This window comes from Enterobacter sp. EC_64, from assembly GCF_019584165.1.
Taxonomy (GTDB): domain Bacteria; phylum Pseudomonadota; class Gammaproteobacteria; order Enterobacterales; family Enterobacteriaceae; genus Enterobacter; species Enterobacter roggenkampii.
Genome location: NZ_VDAS01000016.1, coordinates 95,201 through 114,678 on the forward strand (window position 1 = coordinate 95,201; position 19,478 = coordinate 114,678).

At 56.0% G+C, this 19,478-nt stretch carries 19 protein-coding genes and 1 pseudogene; 7 read left to right on the forward strand and 13 right to left on the reverse strand.

The features are described 5' to 3' along the window. Positions 1–690: 690 nt before the first annotated feature. Positions 691–1,413, forward strand: a complete 723-nt coding sequence (locus FHC52_RS14545) for an ABC transporter ATP-binding protein (protein ID WP_008501137.1) — start codon at positions 691–693, stop codon at positions 1,411–1,413. Here FHC52_RS14545 and bioD read toward each other — a convergent pair. Genes bioD through bioB form a run of 4 tightly spaced genes read right to left on the reverse strand, consistent with a single transcriptional unit; the run spans position 1,376 to position 5,003 of the window. Continuing rightward, positions 1,376–2,077 (reverse strand): dethiobiotin synthase, encoded by a 702-nt coding sequence (bioD, locus tag FHC52_RS14550; protein WP_074165755.1) that lies wholly within the window; start codon positions 2,075–2,077, stop codon positions 1,376–1,378. The two genes, FHC52_RS14545 and bioD, sit on opposite strands and share 38 nt — an antisense overlap. Beyond that, positions 2,070–2,825, reverse strand: a complete 756-nt coding sequence (gene bioC, locus FHC52_RS14555) for a malonyl-ACP O-methyltransferase BioC (RefSeq protein ID WP_045336678.1) — start codon at positions 2,823–2,825, stop codon at positions 2,070–2,072. Before bioC ends, bioD begins: the two co-directional genes overlap by 8 nt. Continuing rightward, positions 2,809–3,966, reverse strand: coding sequence for an 8-amino-7-oxononanoate synthase (gene bioF, locus FHC52_RS14560; RefSeq protein WP_126287690.1), 1,158 nt, complete (start codon positions 3,964–3,966; stop codon positions 2,809–2,811). Before bioF ends, bioC begins: the two co-directional genes overlap by 17 nt. Beyond that, positions 3,963–5,003, reverse strand: coding sequence for a biotin synthase BioB (gene bioB / locus FHC52_RS14565; protein ID WP_008501133.1), 1,041 nt, complete (start codon positions 5,001–5,003; stop codon positions 3,963–3,965). The genes bioF and bioB overlap by 4 nt, the downstream gene beginning before the upstream one ends. A gap of 86 nt (positions 5,004–5,089) precedes the next feature. On the opposite strand from bioB, the gene bioA reads away from it, so the two are divergent. Both bioA and FHC52_RS14575 read left to right on the forward strand, forming a co-directional pair. Further along, the gene (bioA, locus tag FHC52_RS14570) at positions 5,090–6,379 is read left to right on the forward strand and encodes an adenosylmethionine--8-amino-7-oxononanoate transaminase (RefSeq protein ID WP_404997209.1); all 1,290 of its coding nucleotides are present in this window, start codon (positions 5,090–5,092) and stop codon (positions 6,377–6,379) included. Positions 6,380–6,427: 48 nt separating this feature from the next. Next, on the forward strand, positions 6,428–6,904 hold the full coding sequence (locus tag FHC52_RS14575) for a kinase inhibitor (protein ID WP_126287694.1): 477 nt from the start codon (positions 6,428–6,430) through the stop codon (positions 6,902–6,904). 85 nt (positions 6,905–6,989) lie between these two features. Here FHC52_RS14575 and hutH read toward each other — a convergent pair whose 3' ends face one another. The 5 genes from hutH to hutI form a co-directional block, all read right to left on the reverse strand. Continuing rightward, positions 6,990–8,510, reverse strand: a complete 1,521-nt coding sequence (hutH, locus tag FHC52_RS14580) for a histidine ammonia-lyase (RefSeq protein WP_023617880.1) — start codon at positions 8,508–8,510, stop codon at positions 6,990–6,992. Continuing rightward, complete coding sequence (hutU, locus tag FHC52_RS14585) at positions 8,507–10,195, reverse strand: urocanate hydratase (RefSeq protein ID WP_047745296.1); 1,689 nt, start codon at positions 10,193–10,195, stop codon at positions 8,507–8,509. The genes hutH and hutU overlap by 4 nt, the downstream gene beginning before the upstream one ends. A 126-nt stretch (positions 10,196–10,321) precedes the next feature. Beyond that, positions 10,322–11,056 carry a histidine utilization repressor gene (locus FHC52_RS14590; RefSeq protein ID WP_008501127.1) on the reverse strand — a complete coding sequence of 245 codons (735 nt, stop codon included), beginning with the start codon at positions 11,054–11,056 and terminating at the stop codon, positions 10,322–10,324. Between the two features lie 19 nt (positions 11,057–11,075). Next, complete coding sequence (gene hutG, locus FHC52_RS14595; protein ID WP_025912857.1) at positions 11,076–12,014, reverse strand: formimidoylglutamase; 939 nt, start codon at positions 12,012–12,014, stop codon at positions 11,076–11,078. After that, positions 12,011–13,234, reverse strand: a complete 1,224-nt coding sequence (gene hutI / locus FHC52_RS14600; protein ID WP_126287696.1) for an imidazolonepropionase — start codon at positions 13,232–13,234, stop codon at positions 12,011–12,013. Before hutI ends, hutG begins: the two co-directional genes overlap by 4 nt. 224 nt (positions 13,235–13,458) lie before the next feature. Between hutI and FHC52_RS14605 the strand changes: the two genes are divergently transcribed. Next, positions 13,459–14,742 carry a putative acyl-CoA thioester hydrolase gene (locus FHC52_RS14605; protein WP_106106236.1) on the forward strand — a complete coding sequence of 428 codons (1,284 nt, stop codon included), beginning with the start codon at positions 13,459–13,461 and terminating at the stop codon, positions 14,740–14,742. 123 nt (positions 14,743–14,865) lie between these two features. Here FHC52_RS14605 and pgl read toward each other — a convergent pair whose 3' ends face one another. Next, the gene (gene pgl, locus FHC52_RS14610) at positions 14,866–15,861 is read right to left on the reverse strand and encodes a 6-phosphogluconolactonase (RefSeq protein ID WP_023292974.1); all 996 of its coding nucleotides are present in this window, start codon (positions 15,859–15,861) and stop codon (positions 14,866–14,868) included. A gap of 140 nt (positions 15,862–16,001) precedes the next feature. Here pgl and FHC52_RS14615 point away from each other — a divergent pair. The 3 genes and pseudogenes from FHC52_RS14615 to FHC52_RS14625 all read left to right on the forward strand — a co-directional run. Beyond that, positions 16,002–16,214, forward strand: a pseudogene (locus FHC52_RS14615) (HAD-IIB family hydrolase); the annotation flags it as partial. A gap of 162 nt (positions 16,215–16,376) precedes the next feature. Further along, positions 16,377–17,213 carry a pyridoxal phosphatase gene (locus tag FHC52_RS14620; protein WP_023292976.1) on the forward strand — a complete coding sequence of 279 codons (837 nt, stop codon included), beginning with the start codon at positions 16,377–16,379 and terminating at the stop codon, positions 17,211–17,213. Positions 17,214–17,235: 22 nt separating this feature from the next. Further along, positions 17,236–18,096: a hypothetical protein gene (locus tag FHC52_RS14625; protein WP_023292977.1), complete on the forward strand. Its 861-nt coding sequence runs from the start codon at positions 17,236–17,238 to the stop codon at positions 18,094–18,096. Positions 18,097–18,125: 29 nt separating this feature from the next. On the opposite strand, the gene FHC52_RS14630 is transcribed toward FHC52_RS14625, so the two are convergent. From FHC52_RS14630 to FHC52_RS14640, 3 genes are all read right to left on the reverse strand, one after another. Further along, positions 18,126–18,386, reverse strand: a complete 261-nt coding sequence (locus tag FHC52_RS14630; RefSeq protein ID WP_023292978.1) for a hypothetical protein — start codon at positions 18,384–18,386, stop codon at positions 18,126–18,128. A gap of 191 nt (positions 18,387–18,577) precedes the next feature. Beyond that, entirely contained in the window at positions 18,578–18,880 is a 303-nt protein-coding gene (locus FHC52_RS14635; RefSeq protein ID WP_126535165.1) for a hypothetical protein, read from the reverse strand. Between the two features lie 3 nt (positions 18,881–18,883). Continuing rightward, complete coding sequence (locus FHC52_RS14640; RefSeq protein WP_049222753.1) at positions 18,884–19,207, reverse strand: hypothetical protein; 324 nt, start codon at positions 19,205–19,207, stop codon at positions 18,884–18,886. Positions 19,208–19,478: the final 271 nt, after the last annotated feature.

Sequence of the window (19,478 nt, forward strand, 5' to 3'; positions counted from 1 at the left end):
ATGCCAGTAAAAAACACTGGATGAAAAACCAGTAGCATGTCAGGATATTTAGCATAGCGCCTGAATGATTAGCGCGATAGCGGCCAAAATTTGGACAGTGGCAACATAAAACACCAGTCAGGTCAGGTTATCCCCAGAACTTTTTCTTTTTTAACATTTGTCAAGCCAGGTAATGATAGTTTTATGGCAACGGGTGACACTTTCATGACGGGAATTGATTTTATCTAACCAATTAAAAAATAAACGATATTTTCTAAAGCCGCGTTTCGCGTCAATTTGGGCGTAAGCCGCGTCTTCTCTCGCTTATCGCGTGTTTTCTAACTCTAATGCACATGGTTATCCACAGGAATAGTGGATAACTGCTTCCAGCCCATACAGACTGGCGCTCTGCAAATTCCCGGATTTTCCCACGAGGCGGCAGCAAAAAATTTTTATAGCTCTTTTTTGCTGATTAACAGTCGCGTCATTCATAACCAACTGACGAGATCTTGCTCACATTTCCATCATTTCTGGCTCTGCACCACAACTCACCACCGTCGGCACCGTCGATGTGCAATCCCCCTTTTTATCCCCCGCGCTTCTGTGACTTATTCCTAAAAAAGACGCTTTTTTAATCACTTTCCGCTTTATGGCAGGGGTTTTGCAGTTTAACAACGAGCCACACCTACACACATTTTTAAGGAGAGAAAGATGTTGAGCCTGCGTGCAGTGAATCAGTTTTACGGAAGTCAACATACGCTATGGAATGTGGATTTAGATTTTCCGCAAGGGATGTGTACAGGCGTCGTTGGCCTGCCGGGGATGGGAAAAACCACCCTCATGAATTGCATCGCCGGGAAAGTGCCCGTCGAAAGCGGCAGCATCATCTGGTATGAGGCGGGCGCGCCGCCGCGCGATTTGCTCAACCCGCCGCCAGAACAGCGTTCCGGGCCGGGGATAGGCTATGTCTCGCAGGACAGGCGGATCTTCTCCCAGCTCACGATTGAGGAGAACCTGCATATCGCCATGCGGGCGACGGGGAAACCGAACCCGGAGGCGAAAAATGACGTTTACGACCTGTTCCCGGCGCTCTATGCCTTGCGACGAACCCGCGCCAACACGCTCTCTCCGGACGACCAGTATCAGCTGGCGCTGGCTAATGCGCTGGTGAACCGCCCTCACCTGCTGATCCTGGATGAACCGCTGCACGGCGCGGGGCACAGCGTTGCCCAGAAGCTGGTGCAGCTGCTGGGGCGCTTAAACCGGGAGTTAGGGATGACGGTGCTGTTAGCGGAGCAGCAGCTGTCGTTTATCCGCCGGGTGGCGGACCGTTTCTGTCTGCTCTATCGCGGGCGTAACGTGGCGCAGGGCCACGTTAACGAACTGGATGACGAGCTTATCGCTCACTGGATGTCGCGGGAAGCAAAACGCTGAGATCGAGATAACGTCCGATTTCGGCATTTTCCGCGCCGTCAGCCAGCCAGGGAATTTCCCCGAGGCACGGCGCGGGAAGGACGCGCCTGAGCGTCGCCAGATACGCCTGATGGCGTTTACCCGGCGCAACCACGTCGTTGGCTATCCAGCCCGCAAGACGCAGCCCTGCCTGCTGTACGGCCTGTGCGGTCAACATGGCGTGATTGATGCAGCCCAGCTTGACGCCGACGACAAGAATGACCGGAAGCTGCTCGGCCTGCACCCAGTCAGCAAACGTCTGCGTGTCTGAAAGCGGCGTAAACCAGCCGCCGGCCCCTTCCACCAGCACCCAGTCGGCCTGATTTTCCAGCGTCCGCAGTCCGGCAGACAGCACGGCGAAATCAATCGGACGGCCTTCATCGGCGCTGATAATGTGCGGCGAGGTCGGTTCGGCAAAGGTGTACGGATTCACTGCAGAATAGGCGAGTTCACGCGTGCTGTTACGCTGGAGCGCCAGCGCGTCGGTGTTGCGTAACCCTTCCGCCGTCATCTCGCTGCCGGACGCCACGGGCTTATACCCGGCGGTGTTTTTCCCGAGCAGCCGTGCCGCCTGCAGCAATGCCGTGCTGGCAACCGTTTTGCCCACTTCTGTGTCCGTGCCGGTGACAAAATAACGTTCAGTCACGTTCGATAACCCCATGAAAAAGTTGATAGGAGAGCGGGAAATGCCCCCGCTGCTGCGGCCAGGCCAGCTCAAGGCGCTGCAGCTGACCCCGGGTAAGCGGTTTTTTCTCGCGTCCGGTATGCAGGTGCGTGGCGCCAATACCCTTCAGCGAACGCATGGCGCTGAACGCATCGCTAAAATTGAGCGTGATGGTCTGCACCGTGCTGCGATAGCGCCAGCCTGCCAGCGCCTGCGTCACCTGCTCATGCGATAAAAACCGGTTAGCGTGCGGCTGTTCATCCACCGCTTTCCAGGCCTGATTCAGCTCCGGCAGCGAACTTTCCAGCAAGGTAGTAAAGGCCACCTTCCCGCCCGGCCGCGCCACGCGATAAAGCTCGCGCAGGGCCTGCGGCAGGCTACTGCACCACTGAACCGCCAGATGGCTCCAGACCAGATCAAACTGCGCGTCCGCCAGCGGGATCGCCTCGATATCGGCCAGCAGATAACGATCTGCCGCCTGCCGCTGGCGTGCCTCTTCCAGCATCCGGGCTGAGAGATCGATAGCCGTCACCTGGCTTCCCGCCCCGCGCCAGTAGCGGCTGTTGCTGCCGGGACCACAGCCTGCGTCCAGCACCTGTGGAAAACCGTTCTCGCCAAGGGCGGCCAGAAGCCCCTGCGCGCTCAGACGCTGCAGCTCGTCATGCTGCGAATAGCTCTGCGCGGCGCGGCCAAATGCCGCCGCGATGGCCTGCTTATTCACCGGCATCATGGAGCGCCTCCAGCAACGTCTCAATATCCTGTGCTTCATGCGCCGCCGTCAGGGTTAAGCGCAGCCGCGCCGTGCCCGGTGGGACGGTGGGCGGGCGGATGGCCGTGACCCACATGCCCCGCTGGCGCAGCGCCTGTGCCAGTGCCAGCGCGCGGGCATTTTCACCGACAATCACCGGCTGGATAGCGCTCTGCGAATCGGGACTGTGGAAAGGCAGCGCCGCGAGTCCCTGACGAAAGCGCGCAATATGCTCTGCCAGCCGCTGGCGACGCTCCTCCCCTTCTGCGCTGCGGATGACAGCCAGCGACGCCGACAGCGCCACGGCCTGCGCCGGAGGCATGCTGGTGCTGTAAATCAGGTGGCGGGCAAACTGCAGCAGATAGTCGGCGACGGATTCGCTGCACAGCACGGCGGCGCCGCTGACGCCAAAGCCTTTGCCGAAGGTGACAATCAGCAGTTCCGGCTTCACGTTTTGCTGGTATGCGCTCCCGCGCCCTTCGTCGCCCATCACGCCAGCGCCGTGGGCATCGTCGACCAGCAGCCAGGCCTGCTGCCGCTTTGCGGCCTCGTGCAGCGCGGCAAGCGGCGCGCTGTCGCCGTCCATGCTGAACACCCCTTCCGTGACCGCCAGCTGTTGTCCGTCGCAGGGTTTATCCAGCAGCGCAGCAAGCTGCCCCGCATCGTTATGGGCAAAACGCCGCAGCTGCGCCGGGCTTAAATTTGCCGCCTCCAGCAGGGAGGCGTGGCTCAGGCGGTCGGCGACAATGCGATCGTCCTTGCCCATCAGGGCCGTGATGACCGCCTGGTTGGCGGCAAAGCCGGAGATAAACAGCAGCGCGCGCGGGTAGCCCAGCCAGTCGGCAAGCGCCTCTTCCAGCGCCTGATGCGCCGTGGTGTATCCGCTGACGTGTCCCGATCCGCCGCTGCCCACGCCAAACCGCTCCGCGCCCTGCTGCCAGGCGCGGATAATGGCCGGATGCTGGCTCAGCCCGAGATAGTCGTTGCTGGAGAAATTGCAGAACTGCTGGCCTTCACGGGTAAGAAAACGGCCCGCGCCGTTTTCCACCACCCTGCGAACGCGAAATGCCTCTGCCGCCCGACGCTCGTCGAGCGCAGAGTTGATACGTGCCTGCCAGGTCATACGGCTGCCGCGTTGTAGAACTGGTCGGTGTCGGCGTTAAAAATCTGCTGCTCCAGCTGCTGCTGTTGCTCGTTATCGCCCGTCAGCACCTCGGTCTGGTGCGGGTTCAGCCCCAGCTTGCGGAACAGCTGAACGTCTTTGTCCTCTTCCGGGTTCGGCGTGGTCAGCAGCTTGCAGCCGTAGAAGATGGAGTTGGCCCCGGCCATAAAGCACATCGCCTGAGTCTGCTCGTTCATCTGCTCGCGGCCCGCAGAGAGGCGAACGTAAGACGTTGGCATCATGATGCGCGCCACCGCGATGGTGCGGATAAAATCAAACGCATCCACGTCCTCGTTATCCGCCAGCGGCGTGCCCTTGACCTTCACCAGCATGTTGATCGGCACGCTTTCCGGCGGGGTCGGCAGGTTCGCCAGCTGCAGCAGCAGGCCCGCGCGGTCTTTCACCGTCTCGCCTAAGCCCACGATGCCGCCGGAGCAGACCTTGATCCCCGCGTCACGCACCTTATCCAGCGTATCCAGACGCTCCTGGTAGGTACGCGTGGTGATGATATTGCCGTAAAATTCCGGCGAGGTGTCGAGGTTGTGGTTGTAGTAGTCCAGCCCCGCCGCCGAGAGGCGCTGCGCCTGCTCCTCGTTGAGCGTGCCGAGGGTCATGCAGGCTTCGAGGCCCATCTCCTTCACGCCCTTCACCATCTGCTCCAGGTACGGCATGTCGCGATCGTGCGGGTTCTTCCACGCCGCGCCCATGCAGAAGCGGGTTGAACCGGCGTTTTTGGCCTTGCGCGCGGAGTCGAGGACCTGCTCGACCTCCATCAGGCGCTCTGACTCCAGGCCGGTTTTGTAGCGCGCGCTCTGCGGGCAATATTTGCAGTCTTCGGGGCAGGCGCCGGTCTTGATCGACAGCAGCGTGCTGACCTGAACATGGCGGGGATCGAAGTGCTGACGATGCACCTGTTGGGCTTCGAACATCAGCTCAAGGAAAGGTTTGTTGAATAATTCAGTAACTTGCGACATCGTCCAGCGTGCGTGGTGAGCCATCGGGCTTCTCCAAAGGGTTTTGTTAATTTTCGGTTCGGTTTATACTCGTAAACCTAAAACTTTTCAAAATGGTTTACAAGTCGATTATGACCCAGGACGATCTCGCCTTCGACAAGCAGCATATCTGGCACCCTTACACCTCCACCACCCGCCCCCTTCCCGTCTATCCGGTGGCCTCGGCCCACGGCTGCGAGCTACATCTCGCCAGCGGCGAACAGCTCGTTGACGGGATGTCCTCCTGGTGGGCGGCCATTCACGGGTATAACCACCCGCGCCTGAACGCGGCGATGAAGGCGCAAATTGACCAGATGTCGCACGTGATGTTTGGCGGGCTCACCCATCAGCCCGCGGTGGATTTATGCCGTCGCCTGGTGGCGATGACGCCTGCATCGCTGGAGTGCGTCTTCCTGGCCGATTCCGGCTCCGTGGCGGTGGAAGTGGCGATGAAAATGGCGCTGCAGTACTGGCACGCCAAAGGCGAAACGCGCCAGCGTTTCCTCACCTTCCGCAACGGCTATCACGGGGATACCTTCGGAGCGATGTCGGTGTGCGATCCGGACAACTCCATGCACAGCCTGTGGAAGGGGTATCTGCCGGAAAACCTGTTCGCCCCGGCGCCGCAGAGCCGCTTCGACGGCGAGTGGAACGAGATGGACATGGTCGGCTTCGCCCGGCTGATGGCGGCACATCGTCACGAGATTGCTGCCGTCATTCTTGAACCGATCGTGCAGGGCGCGGGCGGGATGCGGATGTACCACCCGGAATGGCTGAAGCGTATTCGCAGGATGTGCGACCGCGAGGGCATTCTGCTGATTGCCGATGAGATCGCCACCGGCTTTGGCCGCACCGGCAAGCTGTTTGCCTGCGAACATGCGGGTATTGCGCCGGATATTCTGTGCCTCGGTAAAGCGCTGACGGGCGGCACCATGACGCTCTCCGCCACGCTCACGACCCGCCAGGTGGCCGACACCATCAGCGACGGTGAAGCCGGCTGCTTTATGCACGGCCCGACGTTTATGGGTAACCCGCTGGCCTGCGCCGTGGCGAGTGAAAGCCTTGCGATTCTGGAGAGCGGCGAGTGGCAGACGCAGGTTGCGGCGATAGAAGCGCGGCTGAAAGCGGAACTGAGCGCCGCCTCGGGCGCGAATTTCGTGGCGGACATGCGCGTGCTGGGCGCCATTGGGGTGATTGAAACCACCCATCCGGTGAATATGGCGGCGCTGCAGCGCTTCTTCGTGGACCAGGGCGTGTGGGTCCGGCCTTTCGGCAAGCTTATCTATCTGATGCCGCCGTACAGCATCACGCCAGAGCAGCTTCGAAAATTAACCGACGCGGTTGTAACAGCCGTTAACATTCCCGCGCATTTCACGATTTAACCCAATGCATTACACTTGCTGAACGAGCGATCAACGAGGGTAAACCGTATGAAAATCATCAGTAAAGATCTGCGCGACGGTGAAAAGCTGCCGGAACGGCACGTTTTCAACGGCATGGGGTATCAGGGCGATAACATCTCTCCGCACCTGGCGTGGGACGAGGTTCCGGCAGGCACCAAAAGCTTTGTCGTGACCTGCTATGACCCGGATGCGCCAACCGGTTCCGGATGGTGGCACTGGATCGTGGCGAACCTGCCTGCCGACACGCGCGTGCTGCCGCAGGGTTCCGGTTCAGACCTGGTTGCCCTGCCTGAAGGTGCCATTCAGACGCGTACTGACTTCGGTAAAGCGGGCTACGGCGGCGCGGCGCCGCCAAAAGGGGAAACCCACCGCTATATCTTCACGGTGCACGCGCTGGACGTGGAGAGAATTGAGGTCGATGAAGGCGCGAGCGGCGCGATGGTCGGGTTTAACGTGCATTTCCATTCCCTGGGGAGCGCGTCGATTACGACGATGTATTCGTAAAAAAAGCCGGGTGGCGGCTACGCCTTACCCGGCCTGGATTTCGTACTCGTAGGCCCGGTAAGCGCAGCGCCACCGGGCAAAAAAATCACAGCACCGAAGGTAACAGCCCCACCAGCCGCCCTTCTTCCAGAAGCTGCATCGCCTTATCAATATCCGGGGCAAAGAAGCGGTCGTCGTCGTAATGCGATACGTGCTCGCGCAGCACCTGGCGCGCCTGCTCCAGCAGCGGGCTGGATTTGAGCCCTTCACGCAGATCGATACCCTGACTTGCCGCCAGCCATTCCACTGCCAGCACGCCGCGGGTGTTAGAGGCCATCTCCCACAGACGACGCCCGGCAGCCGGTGCCATCGAAACGTGATCTTCCTGGTTTGCAGACGTTGGCAGGCTGTCCACGCTGTGCGGGTGCGACAGCGCCTTGTTCTCGCTTGCCAGCGCTGCGGCCGTCACCTGAGCAATCATAAAGCCCGAGTTGACCCCGCCGTTACGCACCAGGAACGGTGGCAGCTGGGACATGTGTTTATCCATCATCAGCGCGATGCGGCGCTCGGACAACGCGCCGACTTCGGCAATCGCCAGCGCGATATTATCCGCCGCCATTGCCACAGGCTCGGCGTGGAAATTACCGCCGGAGACCACCTCGTTTTCCTGGGCGAACACCAGCGGGTTATCGGACACCGCGTTGGCCTCCACCAGCAGCACCTCCGCCGCCTGGCGCAGCTGCGTCAGGCACGCCCCCATCACCTGCGGCTGGCAGCGCAGGGAATACGGATCCTGCACCTTCTCACAGTTGTGGTGTGAATCGGCAATTTCGCTGGTGTCGGTAAGCACGTGACGGTACATCGCGGCGGCATCAATCTGTCCCCGCTGACCGCGCACCTCGTGGATGCGGGCATCGAACGGGCGACGCGAGCCCAGCACCGCTTCGGTGGTCAGCGCACCGCACACCACCGCCGAGGCAAACAGATCTTCCGCTTCAAACAGGCCGCGCAGCGCGAAGGCGGTCGATGCCTGGGTACCGTTCAGCAACGCCAGCCCCTCTTTCGCCGCCAGCGTGATCGGCGTTAAGCCGGCTTTTTTCAGCGCCTCTTTCGCAGGCAGCCACTCGCCCTGCCAGCGCGCTTTGCCTTCGCCCAGCAGCAGCAGCGACATGTGCGCCAGCGGCGCGAGATCGCCGGAGGCACCGACGGAGCCCTTCGCCGGGATCCACGGATAGACCTCCGCATTAACCAGCGCCATCAGCGCCTGAATCACGCTCAGGCGAATGCCGGAGAAACCGCGCGCCAGGCTGTTGATTTTGAGCACCATCATCAGACGGACAATCTCATCGTCAAGCGGCTGACCGACGCCCGCCGCGTGCGACAGCACCAGCGAACGCTGCAGGTTTTCCAGATCGTGCGTCGCGATGCGGGTCTGCGCCAGCAGCCCAAAGCCGGTATTAATCCCGTAAGCCGTGCGCCCTTCGGCAACGATGGCTTCAACGCAGGCCACGCTGTCGTTAATGGCGGCGTGGGCGCTTTCATCAAGCGACAGGGTGACCGGCTGACGCCAGACGTTACGCAGCTGCTTGAGCGTCAGTGAGCCGGGAGTGAGTGTTAACGCGTTCATTCATGCTTTCCTTGTGTGGCAGGGATCATCGGCAGGTTAAGGCCCTGCTCTTTGGCACAGTCAATGGCAATCTCGTAACCCGCATCCGCGTGACGCATCACGCCGGTGGCCGGGTCGTTGTGGAGCACGCGAGCGATACGCGCGGCGGCTTCATCGGTACCGTCGCAGACGATGACCATCCCGGAATGCTGGGAGAAGCCCATTCCCACGCCGCCGCCGTGGTGCAGCGACACCCAGGTCGCGCCGCTGGCGGTGTTGAGCAGGGCGTTCAGCAATGGCCAGTCGGAGACCGCGTCCGAGCCGTCGCGCATGGCTTCGGTTTCGCGGTTCGGGCTGGCGACGGAGCCGGAGTCCAGGTGGTCGCGGCCGATGACGATCGGCGCGGAAACTTCACCGCTGCGCACCATTTCGTTAAAGGCGAGGCCCAGTTTTTGACGCCACTCCAGCCCTACCCAGCAGATACGCGCCGGCAGGCCCTGGAAGTTAATGCGCTCGCGGGCCATGTCCAGCCAGTGGTGCAGGTGTTCGTCATCGGCGACGATCTCCTTCACTTTGGCGTCGGTCTTGTAGATGTCCTCCGGGTCGCCGGACAGGGCAACCCAGCGGAACGGTCCGATGCCGCGGCAGAAAAGCGGGCGGATATAGGCCGGGACGAAGCCGGGGAAGTCGAAGGCGTTACTCACGCCCATCTCTTTCGCCATCTGGCGAATGTTGTTGCCGTAGTCAAAGGTCGGAATGCCCATCTGGCTGAAGGCCAGCATCGCAGAGACGTGTTCCGCCATGGCGCGTTTCGCGGCAAGCACCGTGCCTTCCGGGTCGGTCGCCGCTTTTTGCTGATAGTCTTCCCACGACCAGCCTTTTGGCAGGTAGCCGTGCAGCGGATCGTGGGCGCTGGTCTGGTCGGTGACCAGATCCGGGCGCACGCCGCGGGCGACGAGTTCAGGAAGAATGTCCGCCGCGTTGCCGCACAGGGCAATCGACACCGCTTTGCCTTCGGATGTGTATTTTTTGATGCGCGCCAGCGCGTCATCGAGATTCTCGGCCTGTTCGTCGACGTAACGGGTGCGCAGTCGGAAATCAATGCGGCTCTGCTGGCACTCAATGTTCAGCGAGCACGCGCCGGCCAGCGTGGCGGCCAGCGGCTGCGCGCCGCCCATCCCGCCAAGACCGGCGGTCAATACCCAGCGGCCTTTCAGCGAGCCGTTGTAGTGCTGGCGACCGGCCTCCACGAAGGTTTCGTAGGTGCCCTGCACGATCCCCTGGCTGCCGATGTAGATCCAGCTCCCGGCGGTCATCTGGCCATACATCGCCAGCCCTTTCGCGTCGAGTTCGTTGAAGTGTTCCCAGGTGGCCCAGTGCGGCACGAGGTTAGAGTTGGCGATCAGCACGCGCGGGGCATTTTTGTGGGTTTTAAACACGCCAACCGGCTTGCCGGACTGCACCAGCAGGGTTTCGTCGTTTTCGAGTTCGGTCAGTGCCTTAACAATGGCGTCATAGCATTCCCAGTTGCGCGCGGCGCGGCCTATGCCGCCGTAGACCACCAGCTCGTGGGGGTTTTCCGCCACCTCAGGATCAAGGTTGTTCATCAACATGCGCAGCGGGGCTTCGGTGAGCCAGCTTTTGGCGGTAAGGGTGGTGCCGCGCGCGGCGCGGACGTCCTGCTGGCGGTATTTACCTGACGACATTGTGTGCTCCTATACGGGACAGATGATGCATTTAGATATACTTGTATAGACAAGCACACACAAGGTCAGATTTAACAAAAAAGATACAATTTTGTTATATTGCGTTAGCGATCACGCTTATAAAACTTATGACATAAAGTGGCCCTGCAGCCGGTAACGGTTCCCCGGGAAAAGCAGCCGGGCATGTGACACGATGTGCGACGAGGACCAGGTTCGACGGCGGATCAGCAGGCACGGGTCGTGCTCTTTAATGCGCAGCCGTTCGCACTCCTGCGGCGTGGCGCGCACGGCTTCCACAATGTGCTCTCCTTCCGTCAGCGGTGCGACGAGCGAGAGATAGGCGTGCGGCGTGGTCTGGGTGTAATCCTGGTTCAGATAGTCCGGTATCCGTTCAGCGTTCACGCAGCGATCCTCAATCTGCACCGGAATGTCGTTTTCGAAATGCACCATCACGGAGTGGAAGATGCGGCTGCCTTCTTTGACGTTCAGCTCTACCGCCTGCTCGGCGCTGGCCTGGGTCTCTTCGAGCACCAGCACCTCACAGCGGTGCTGATGATTACGCGCGGCAATCTCGTCCGCAATGCTGCGGATTTCAAACAGGGCGGACTGCCCTTTTGGTTCCGCCACAAACGTCCCGACGCCCTGCAGGCGCACCAGAAGCCCTTCGTCGGTCAGCTCGCGCAGCGCCCGGTTGATGGTCATCCGGCTAAAGCCAAACTGCGCCACCAGATCGGCCTCCGAGGGAATGCGGTCGTGCGGCCGCCAGACGCCGGTGGCGATTTTTTCGCTGATCGCCTGCTTCACCTTTTCGTAGAAAGGCGCGGGAGGGCTCGACGGCGGCAGGGGTGAGCGTGAAAACATCGTGACTCCTTGAATAGTGTTATGCCCACCAGTGAGCAATTTGCCAGGCCAGACGGGCGGCAAGCTTTGCGCCCTGCCCGTCCCGATCGAACTGCGGGTTAAACTCTACCAGATCGGCGGCCTGTAGCTTACCGCTACGGCAGATTTGTTCGATAACGGGGAGGAGATCCAGTGCCGGTATGCCTAACGCAGCCGGAGCGGAAACGGCAGGCATTTCGCTGGCGGGCAGGACGTCCAGATCGATTGTCAGGTAGACGCGATCGGCCTGGGCCAGCACCTTTTCCAGCGCCGATAGCGCATCGCGCCTGAAATGGAGATCCTCCACCAGCGTGACGTTCAGGCGTTCAGCCTCATCCCACAGCGCCTGCGTGTTCGCCGCCCGGCTCACGCCGAAGCAGGCGTACTGAAATGCCCGCCCGCGCTCAGCGCAGTAGTGCGCCAGCTGGCGAAACGGCGTGCCGGACGTCGCCCGGTCGGCCTTGCGCAGATCGAGATGGGCATCCAGGTTGATAATGACCACCCGCTCGTTCGGGAAGGCGTCCAGCACGCCGCGACCGTGCGCCCACGCGGTTTCGTGTCCGCCGCCAAAGACCAGCGTGCGCATCCCGGACCGCTGGCATGACGTCACGGCATCGCTTAACGCCTGCTGTGCCGCTTCCAGCTCGTCACCTTCAACGTAAACCGACCCCATATCCGCCAGCCGCTCGTGTCCCAGATGGCTTGCCATATTTGCCAGCGCCTTACGCAGCACATCAGGCGCCTGCACGGCGCCGGGCCTGCCCTGATTACGTTTTACCCCTGCATCACATTCAAAGCCTATCATCGCAATGCCGGATGCCAGCGGCGTGAACGCCCCCTGCTGCCGTATCGTCTGGAAAATGCGCGTTGCGTTGCTGGCCTCGGCGCTGTCGTCGCGCCCCTGCCAGACCGTTTCGGCGACGGGCCGCCATAACCTCATACTGCCTCCCCACGGAATATACGTTGATACAGCGGATTGCGTCCCGGCTCGTAGACCATCTCTACCGGATGGTGTGCATCCCAGACGATGAAATCGGCGACAAACCCGGCCCGCAGCTGTCCGTGGGTTTCACCGCGGCCCAGCGCCTGCGCGGCATGGCGCGTGACGCCAGCCCAGGCTTCCTCGGGCGTCAGGCCAAACTGGACGCAGGCCATGTTCATCGCCAGGTGCAGGCTGGCAAACGGGCTGGTGCCGGGGTTATAGTCGGTGGCGACCGCCATCGGCACGCCCTGTTTTCTGAGCTGTTCCACCGGCGGACGCTGGCGCTCCTGCAGAAAATAGAACGCGCCGGGCAGCAGAACCGCCACCGTGCCGCTTTGCGCCATCGCCTGAACGCCTGCGTCGTCAAGATATTCGATATGATCGGCTGAGCGTCCTTTATACCGGCTGACCAATGCCGCACCGCCCTGATTCGACAGCTGCTCGACGTGCCCTTTCACCGGAATACCGAGCGCGGTCGCCGCCTTGAAGAGGCGCTCGGTTTGCGACGGGGTAAAGCCGACGTTTTCACAGAACACGTCGACCGCTTCAAACAACTCTTTTTGCCACAGCGTGGGCAATATCTGATCGCAGACCAGCGTGAGGTAGGCATCCGGATCCTGTCGGTATTCCGGCGGAACGGCATGGGCCGCCAGCAGCGTTGGGCTGATATCGATCGGATTATTGAGGCTCAGCTGGCGTGCGACCTGCAGCATTTTCTCTTCGGCCTCGGCGTTGAGGCCGTATCCCGATTTGATTTCAACCGTGGTGACGCCTTCATTTATCAGACGCTGAAGCCGCTGCTGTGCCAGCTTAAGCAGGGTTTCGGGTGAACTGCTGCGCGTCGCCGTCACGGTCGCGTTAATCCCGCCCCCCTGGGCGCTGATGGTTTGATAAGAGACACCGTTCAGACGCTTCTCCCACTCCGCCGCGCGATCGCCGCCAAACACCAGGTGGGTATGGCAGTCAATCAGGCCCGGGGTGACCAGACGACCCTGAAGATCGACACAGTGAGTGTGTCCGGCCGGAATGTCAGATTCAGGGATCACGGCCAGGATAGTTTGACCCCGTATAACCAGGGCGTGTTGATCTTTCAGTCCATAGGGCGCACGGACGTCCGGCGCCATCGTAGCCAGTCGCGCATTTCGCCATATCACATCGTCAGGATGAATCTGCTGCATGGGCTTTCCACTTGTCATGGGTTGTATAGACATTTATTTTCATCTGTTGTCTGCTGTCAACCGACTTTGCGGAAAATGTTATTTATTTGTGATCACTTACCCGCCGCTCCAGGGCTAAAAATGCAACTTTTACCCTTTTTATCTTCCCGTTTCGCTCAACTTAGTATAAAAAAGCAGGCTATTTCGTCTATCCCATAAAGACTTGCATACCCAGGAGCTTCACCTTGAACATTTCCAGGATTTCCCGTCTGGCGTTAGCGCTCGCCTTTGGCGTGACCTTATCCGCATGCAGTTCAACCCCACCGGATCAGCGCCCTTCTGAGCAGGTCGCGCCCGGTACCGCCTCCCGCCCGATTTTGTCCGCTGATGAAGCGAAGAACTTCGACCGTGCGCACTACTTCTCGTCGATGGATCCTAACGCTGCGCCGTGGACCCCGTCTTCGATTAACCTGCCGAAACAGCCTGACTTCGTGGTTGGCCCGGCAGGTGCGCAGGGCGTAACGCATACCTCTATTCAGGCTGCGGTAGATGCTGCCATCACTAAACACAGCGCGTCTCGCCAGTACATCGCGATCCTGCCAGGCGAATATGAAGGCACCGTCTATGTTCCGGCGGCACCGGGCAGCATTACGCTTTACGGTCTGGGCGAAAAAGCAATCGACGTAAAAATTGGCCTGGCGATTGATTCTGAAATCGACAGCAACACCTGGCGTCACCTGGTGAACCCGGCCGGTAAATATATGCCGGGCAAACCGGCGTGGTACATGTTTGATAACTGCCAGAGCAAGCGTTCCGCCACGGTTGGCGTGATGTGCTCTGCGGTGTTCTGGTCCCAGAATAACGGTCTGCAGCTGCAGAACCTGACCATTCAGAATACCCTGGGCGACAGCGTTGACGCCGGTAACCACCAGGCCGTCGCGCTGCGCAGCGATGGCGATAAGGTGCAGATTAACAACGTCAACATTCTGGGTCGTCAGAACACCTTCTTCGTGACCAACAGCGGCGTGCAGAACACCCTGCAGAATAACCGTCTGACCCGTACGCTGGTGACCAACAGCTACGTTGAAGGTGACGTGGATCTGGTGTCCGGCCGCGGCGCGGTGGTATTTGATAACACCGATTTCCGCGTGGTGAACTCACGCACTCAGCAGGAAGGTTACGTGTTTGCTCCGGCAACCCCGTCGAACCTCTTCTTCGGCTTCCTGGCCGTGAACAGCCGCTTTAACGCTGCCGGTGACGGCGTGGCGCAGCTGGGACGCTCCCTGGACGTGGACGCGGCCACCAACGGTCAGGTTGTGATCCGCGACAGCGTTATCAACGAAGGCTTCAACATGGCGAAGCCGTGGGCGGATGCGGCGATCTCTAAACGTCCGTTCTCAGGCAATACCGGTGCGGTGGACGATAAAGGGAACGTGCAGCGCAACCTGAACGACGCTAGCTTCAACCGCATGTGGGAGTACAACAACCGCGGTCTGGGTAGCAAAGTGGTTGCTGAGCCGAAGCAGTAAGCTGTCCTTTTGCCGGGTGGCGGCTTTGCCTTACCCGGCCTACAGGTTATGTAAGCCCGGTAAACGCACTGCCACCGGGCATAAAAAAACCTCGCATTCGCGAGGTTTTTTGTTTTAAGCCGCTTAGTGAGCGTTAACCACCACCCACATCGGCCCCTGGCCTACGGCGTAGCGCCCTTTCTCTTCCAGCAGCCCCTGCTCGCCTTTAATTTCATACAGCGCGATGTGGTGGGATTTCTGCCCCGCCGCAATCAGGTATTTGCCGCTGTGATCGATATTAAAGCCGCGCGGCTGGGTTTCCGTCGGCTGGAAGCCTTCAATCGCCAGCACGCTGCCGTCTTCAGAAACGCTAAACACGGTGATCAGGCTGGAGGTGCGGTCACAGGCGTACAGATGACGGCCATTTGGCGTAATGTGAATATCCGCCGCCCAGCGGGTGTCGGAGAAATCAGACGGCATCATATCCAGCGTCTGCACGCACTCAATCTGACCGTTTGGATCTTTCAGCTCCCATACGTCCACGGAGCTGTTCAGCTCATTGACCACGTAGGCGTACTGCTGGTTCGGATGGAAGACCATATGGCGCGGACCGGCGCCTTCAACGGTAGTCACTTCGGCAGGATTCTGCGCCACCAGGTGACCATCGTCGCTCAGGGTGAACAGGCAGATACGATCCTGCTTCAGGGCAGGCACCCACAGCGTGCGGTTATCCGGAGAGATATTCGCCGAGTGGCAGCCTTCCAGCCCTTCCACCACATCCACGGTTTCGACCGGAATGCCATCTTCCAGACGCGTTACGCTGACGCAGCCCGCATTATACGAGCCGCTGAAGACAAAGTTGCCTTTACGATCGGTTGAGATATGGGTTGGACTGCCCGGCAGCGGCGCTTCGGCAGTGTAAGTTAGCGCGCCGTCGTCCGGAGAGATGCGATAGGCCAGCACGCGAAACTCCGGGCGCACACCCACGTACAAGAAACGTTTATCCGGGCTGATGACCATCGGCTGTACCTGGCCTGGCACATCAACAACCTGAACCAGCGTGAGTGTCCCTTCGGTATTTAAGCGCCAGACGTGGATCTGCTGGCTTTCAGGACTGGCGGTATAAACGGTTTGTTTCATGAATATTCACTCCTCACTGCGCATGAAAGTAATTAACTTTTGACGGTGAATGCTGAATTGTCGACAGGAATTTTGAAGCATTCGCCTCTCGGTGTACCATCCCATCAAAACGTAAATTCAATATTAACCCGGGAAAACAGATGACCTCGCGTGTGATTGCTCTGGATTTAGACGGTACCTTACTGACGCCGCAAAAAACCCTTCTCCCCTCTTCTCTGGAAGCGCTTAAACGCGCGCAGGAAGCGGGATATCAACTCCTTATCGTAACGGGTCGACATCACGTAGCCATTCACCCTTTTTATCAGGCACTGGCGTTAGATACACCTGCAATTTGTTGTAATGGCACTTATTTGAGTGTGTGACGCTTATTACAACATTTTCACCAATCCAGGGCAATACGCCAGTATCCAACGTTGTTCCAGTGCTCAACAAGACTCTCTTCACCTTGTTTCGTCGTAGCCGCAAAGCGGTGTACTATCGGAAAAACTACATACCAAAATCAGGTGAATCACTACATGGACTATCAGGTAATCGCCCTTGATCTGGACGGCACTTTATTGACGCCAGAAAAAACTATTTTACCAGCCTCATTAACTGCCCTACAGAATGCCCGTAAATCAGGGGCAAAGGTTGTCATAGTTACCGGACGGCACTTTGTAGCCATCCATCCTTTTTATCAGGCATTAGCACTGAATACACCAGCTATATGTTGTAACGGTGCTTTATTGTACGATTACGCCGAAAAAAGAGTTATTGCCTCAGACCCATTACAACCAGAACAAGCTACTCAATTAGTAAACCTACTTGATAGTTACAATGTTCATAGTCTGATGTATGCCGATGATGCCATGTTTTATCAAAATCCAACGGGGCATATTATCCGTACAGAAAATTGGGCTAAATCTCTTCCAGAGTCACAACGTCCAGTATTCAAACAAGTACCCTCTCTGAGTGAAGCCTCTCAAAATGTTGATGCTATATGGAAATTCGCCCTTACTGATTCTGATACTGAAAAACTACATCGCTTTGGTCAGATCGTAGAGCGTGAGCTTGGCCTTGCTTGTGAATGGTCTTGGCACGACCAAGTAGACATAGCACAAGCCGGAAACAGTAAGGGTAAACGCCTGGCACAATGGGTAGAATCACAAGGTTTATCTATGAGCCAGGTAATAGCCTTTGGCGATAATTTCAACGATCTAAGTATGTTGGAGACTGCTGGCTTGGGTGTTGCTATGGGTAACGCTGTTGATGAAGTGAAAGCGTGTGCTGATTTAGTAATAGGTAACAATACGGAAAATGGAATTGCTGATGTAGTAAACCAGTACTTTTCAGTAGAAAAAATTACAGCGTGAAACTGAAACAGAGATGTTCGATATGATAAAATTCACACCTGAAAATGGAATGAGAACTTATATTGATGAACAGTTAGCTCAGTTTAGTTTTCAATATGATGATAGCTTAACAACAATTGAAAATTTAAAAGCTGTTTTCGCCTTACAAAGAAGAATACCAAGCGATAAAAGAAGATTAGTAATCGAACTACCAGGAATTCAAGTACCTGAAGGAACAGAAAAGGCATATGAATCCATCAAGAGGAAACTTACCCTTGGGTTAACAATAAATCCGCATCTTTCATTGAGTACAACAAAATATATTTACAACGACCTACTATTAAACTCTTGGAATATTCATCACATACATCTTTCTGAAGAACCTTTTAAAAATGGATTCTTTAAGCGAACAGGTCCTGTTTTATTTTGTATGTTTTTTGAAAACGCCGTCATTTTCATAGACATTATGCCTCATGGAAGAGGATATTCTGATGTTTGGGTAAATGAAAATCTGATAAAAAAAATTCATAAGTATCTTCCTGAATCTATAGAGCACTTTAGAGTGAAAGGTATCACAGGACATAATTTAGATACTAAACAACGCATGGCATTACGAAATGCTCATTGTAACTATGCTATGCAAATGGAAGATGGAACTGTTTATCAACTATTTGGAACTATGACTAATGGTGATAGTTTCCATGACGTAAGTAGATTAATGTATATTCAAAGAATGGTAGACTATTACTCTGAGATAGTCCAAACCAATCAGAAAGAAATCAGGCAGTCATTAAATTTAAAAGAAACAGAAAGTTTAGAATTGACGATAGCTTTTCATGATAACGATATAAAACTTTATGCTAATCAGCAAAACGTCATGATTAATATAAATACTCCCAAATGAAAATGGCCTCGGTTAAGAGGCCTACATAATCACTTCCCTAAATCAAGAAAAGACTTTGGAGGCTTACTGATAATCATTTGTACACCATCTTTCGTAGACTTAAGTGATTTCATTAACTTTCTAGCCGCATCAGGTAGTTTACTATGCTTGACAACCAGATAACCTCCCCTAACTTTTTTAATGACACCATCTCTTTCAAGTTGTTCAAAGTCGATCGCTGCGTACTCTTTTGCTTGTGCCACTATTGTACTTAATATCTCTTCTTTGGATACATCATTTTCATTTTTCATAATAGCCTCGAAGCTCATTTATACTTTTTTAGATTATCAGCATAGTCTATGTGTTATCAAGAGACATACTGAAAAATGGCAATATACATATCAAAAGCATTACCGACTATCAATGTTTAATAATTAGATTGTAATCATTATGAATTTTACTCCACTTAATTTAAAAAAAAGCCCCATAAAGGGCTTTCTAATTAGTTACCACTAAGTAACAAAATGATGATTCTGATAATGTCAGATAGTGGGAATGAGAATAAAACGATACCAAAGTAATCTAAGATAGGTACTAAGATATAGTTATAAACAAGAATAACAGTACACGCATAACCTAAAAATGATCTCCAGCCTTTTCCAGCCTTGATCTCTTCACGGTTTGTTTCCTGTGCTTCACTTGTTTTTTCTGTTTCAAGTTCGTCTTTTGACTTAGCAACTTCGGTTTTGTTCTTACTGATAAGACTTATACCGCTTTTGATAAGGTCAATGATAATACTTAACATATGTTATCCTTGTATTTGGCAAACACAAGAAACTACGCGATGACCTTTAAAGATGTGGTTGTAAGATAATAGTACCTTTACTTCTACTTGTTCTTTCATTAGTTCAACCATCAATACATCATCCTCATTTACTTTAGGTGTTGTATGATGATGAAAACTATATACGACTAAATCACCTTTTGTTTTATCTACTTTCTTTTTTATGAGCTTACTACCAGATAGTGCTTTATCATATGGTAATGTTACACTTACTGGTTGGATTGTCTGAAAAGAAAAATCTGTTAGTACAGAATGATCATAACATGGGAAATTTTCTAAGTTATCCATCTTACTTCCTCCAACGGTAATCAAACGTACCGCGTAATGTTCTTAATTGTTCTATTACTTGCTTCTCGGTTTCATCATAGAAATCAAACAATGGTTTTCTACCAACGGAACCATAATAACCAATCACCCTTTGTTCACGTGCCAGTTTAGGATTACGTGATCTTGACCCGCCATTTCCGGACAGCTTTTGTATCTTAAGTTAACGATGCCCGCTGCCGCCGGTATTCTCTCGGAGAGTGATATCCCAGCGCACTATGCGGGTGATTTTCAT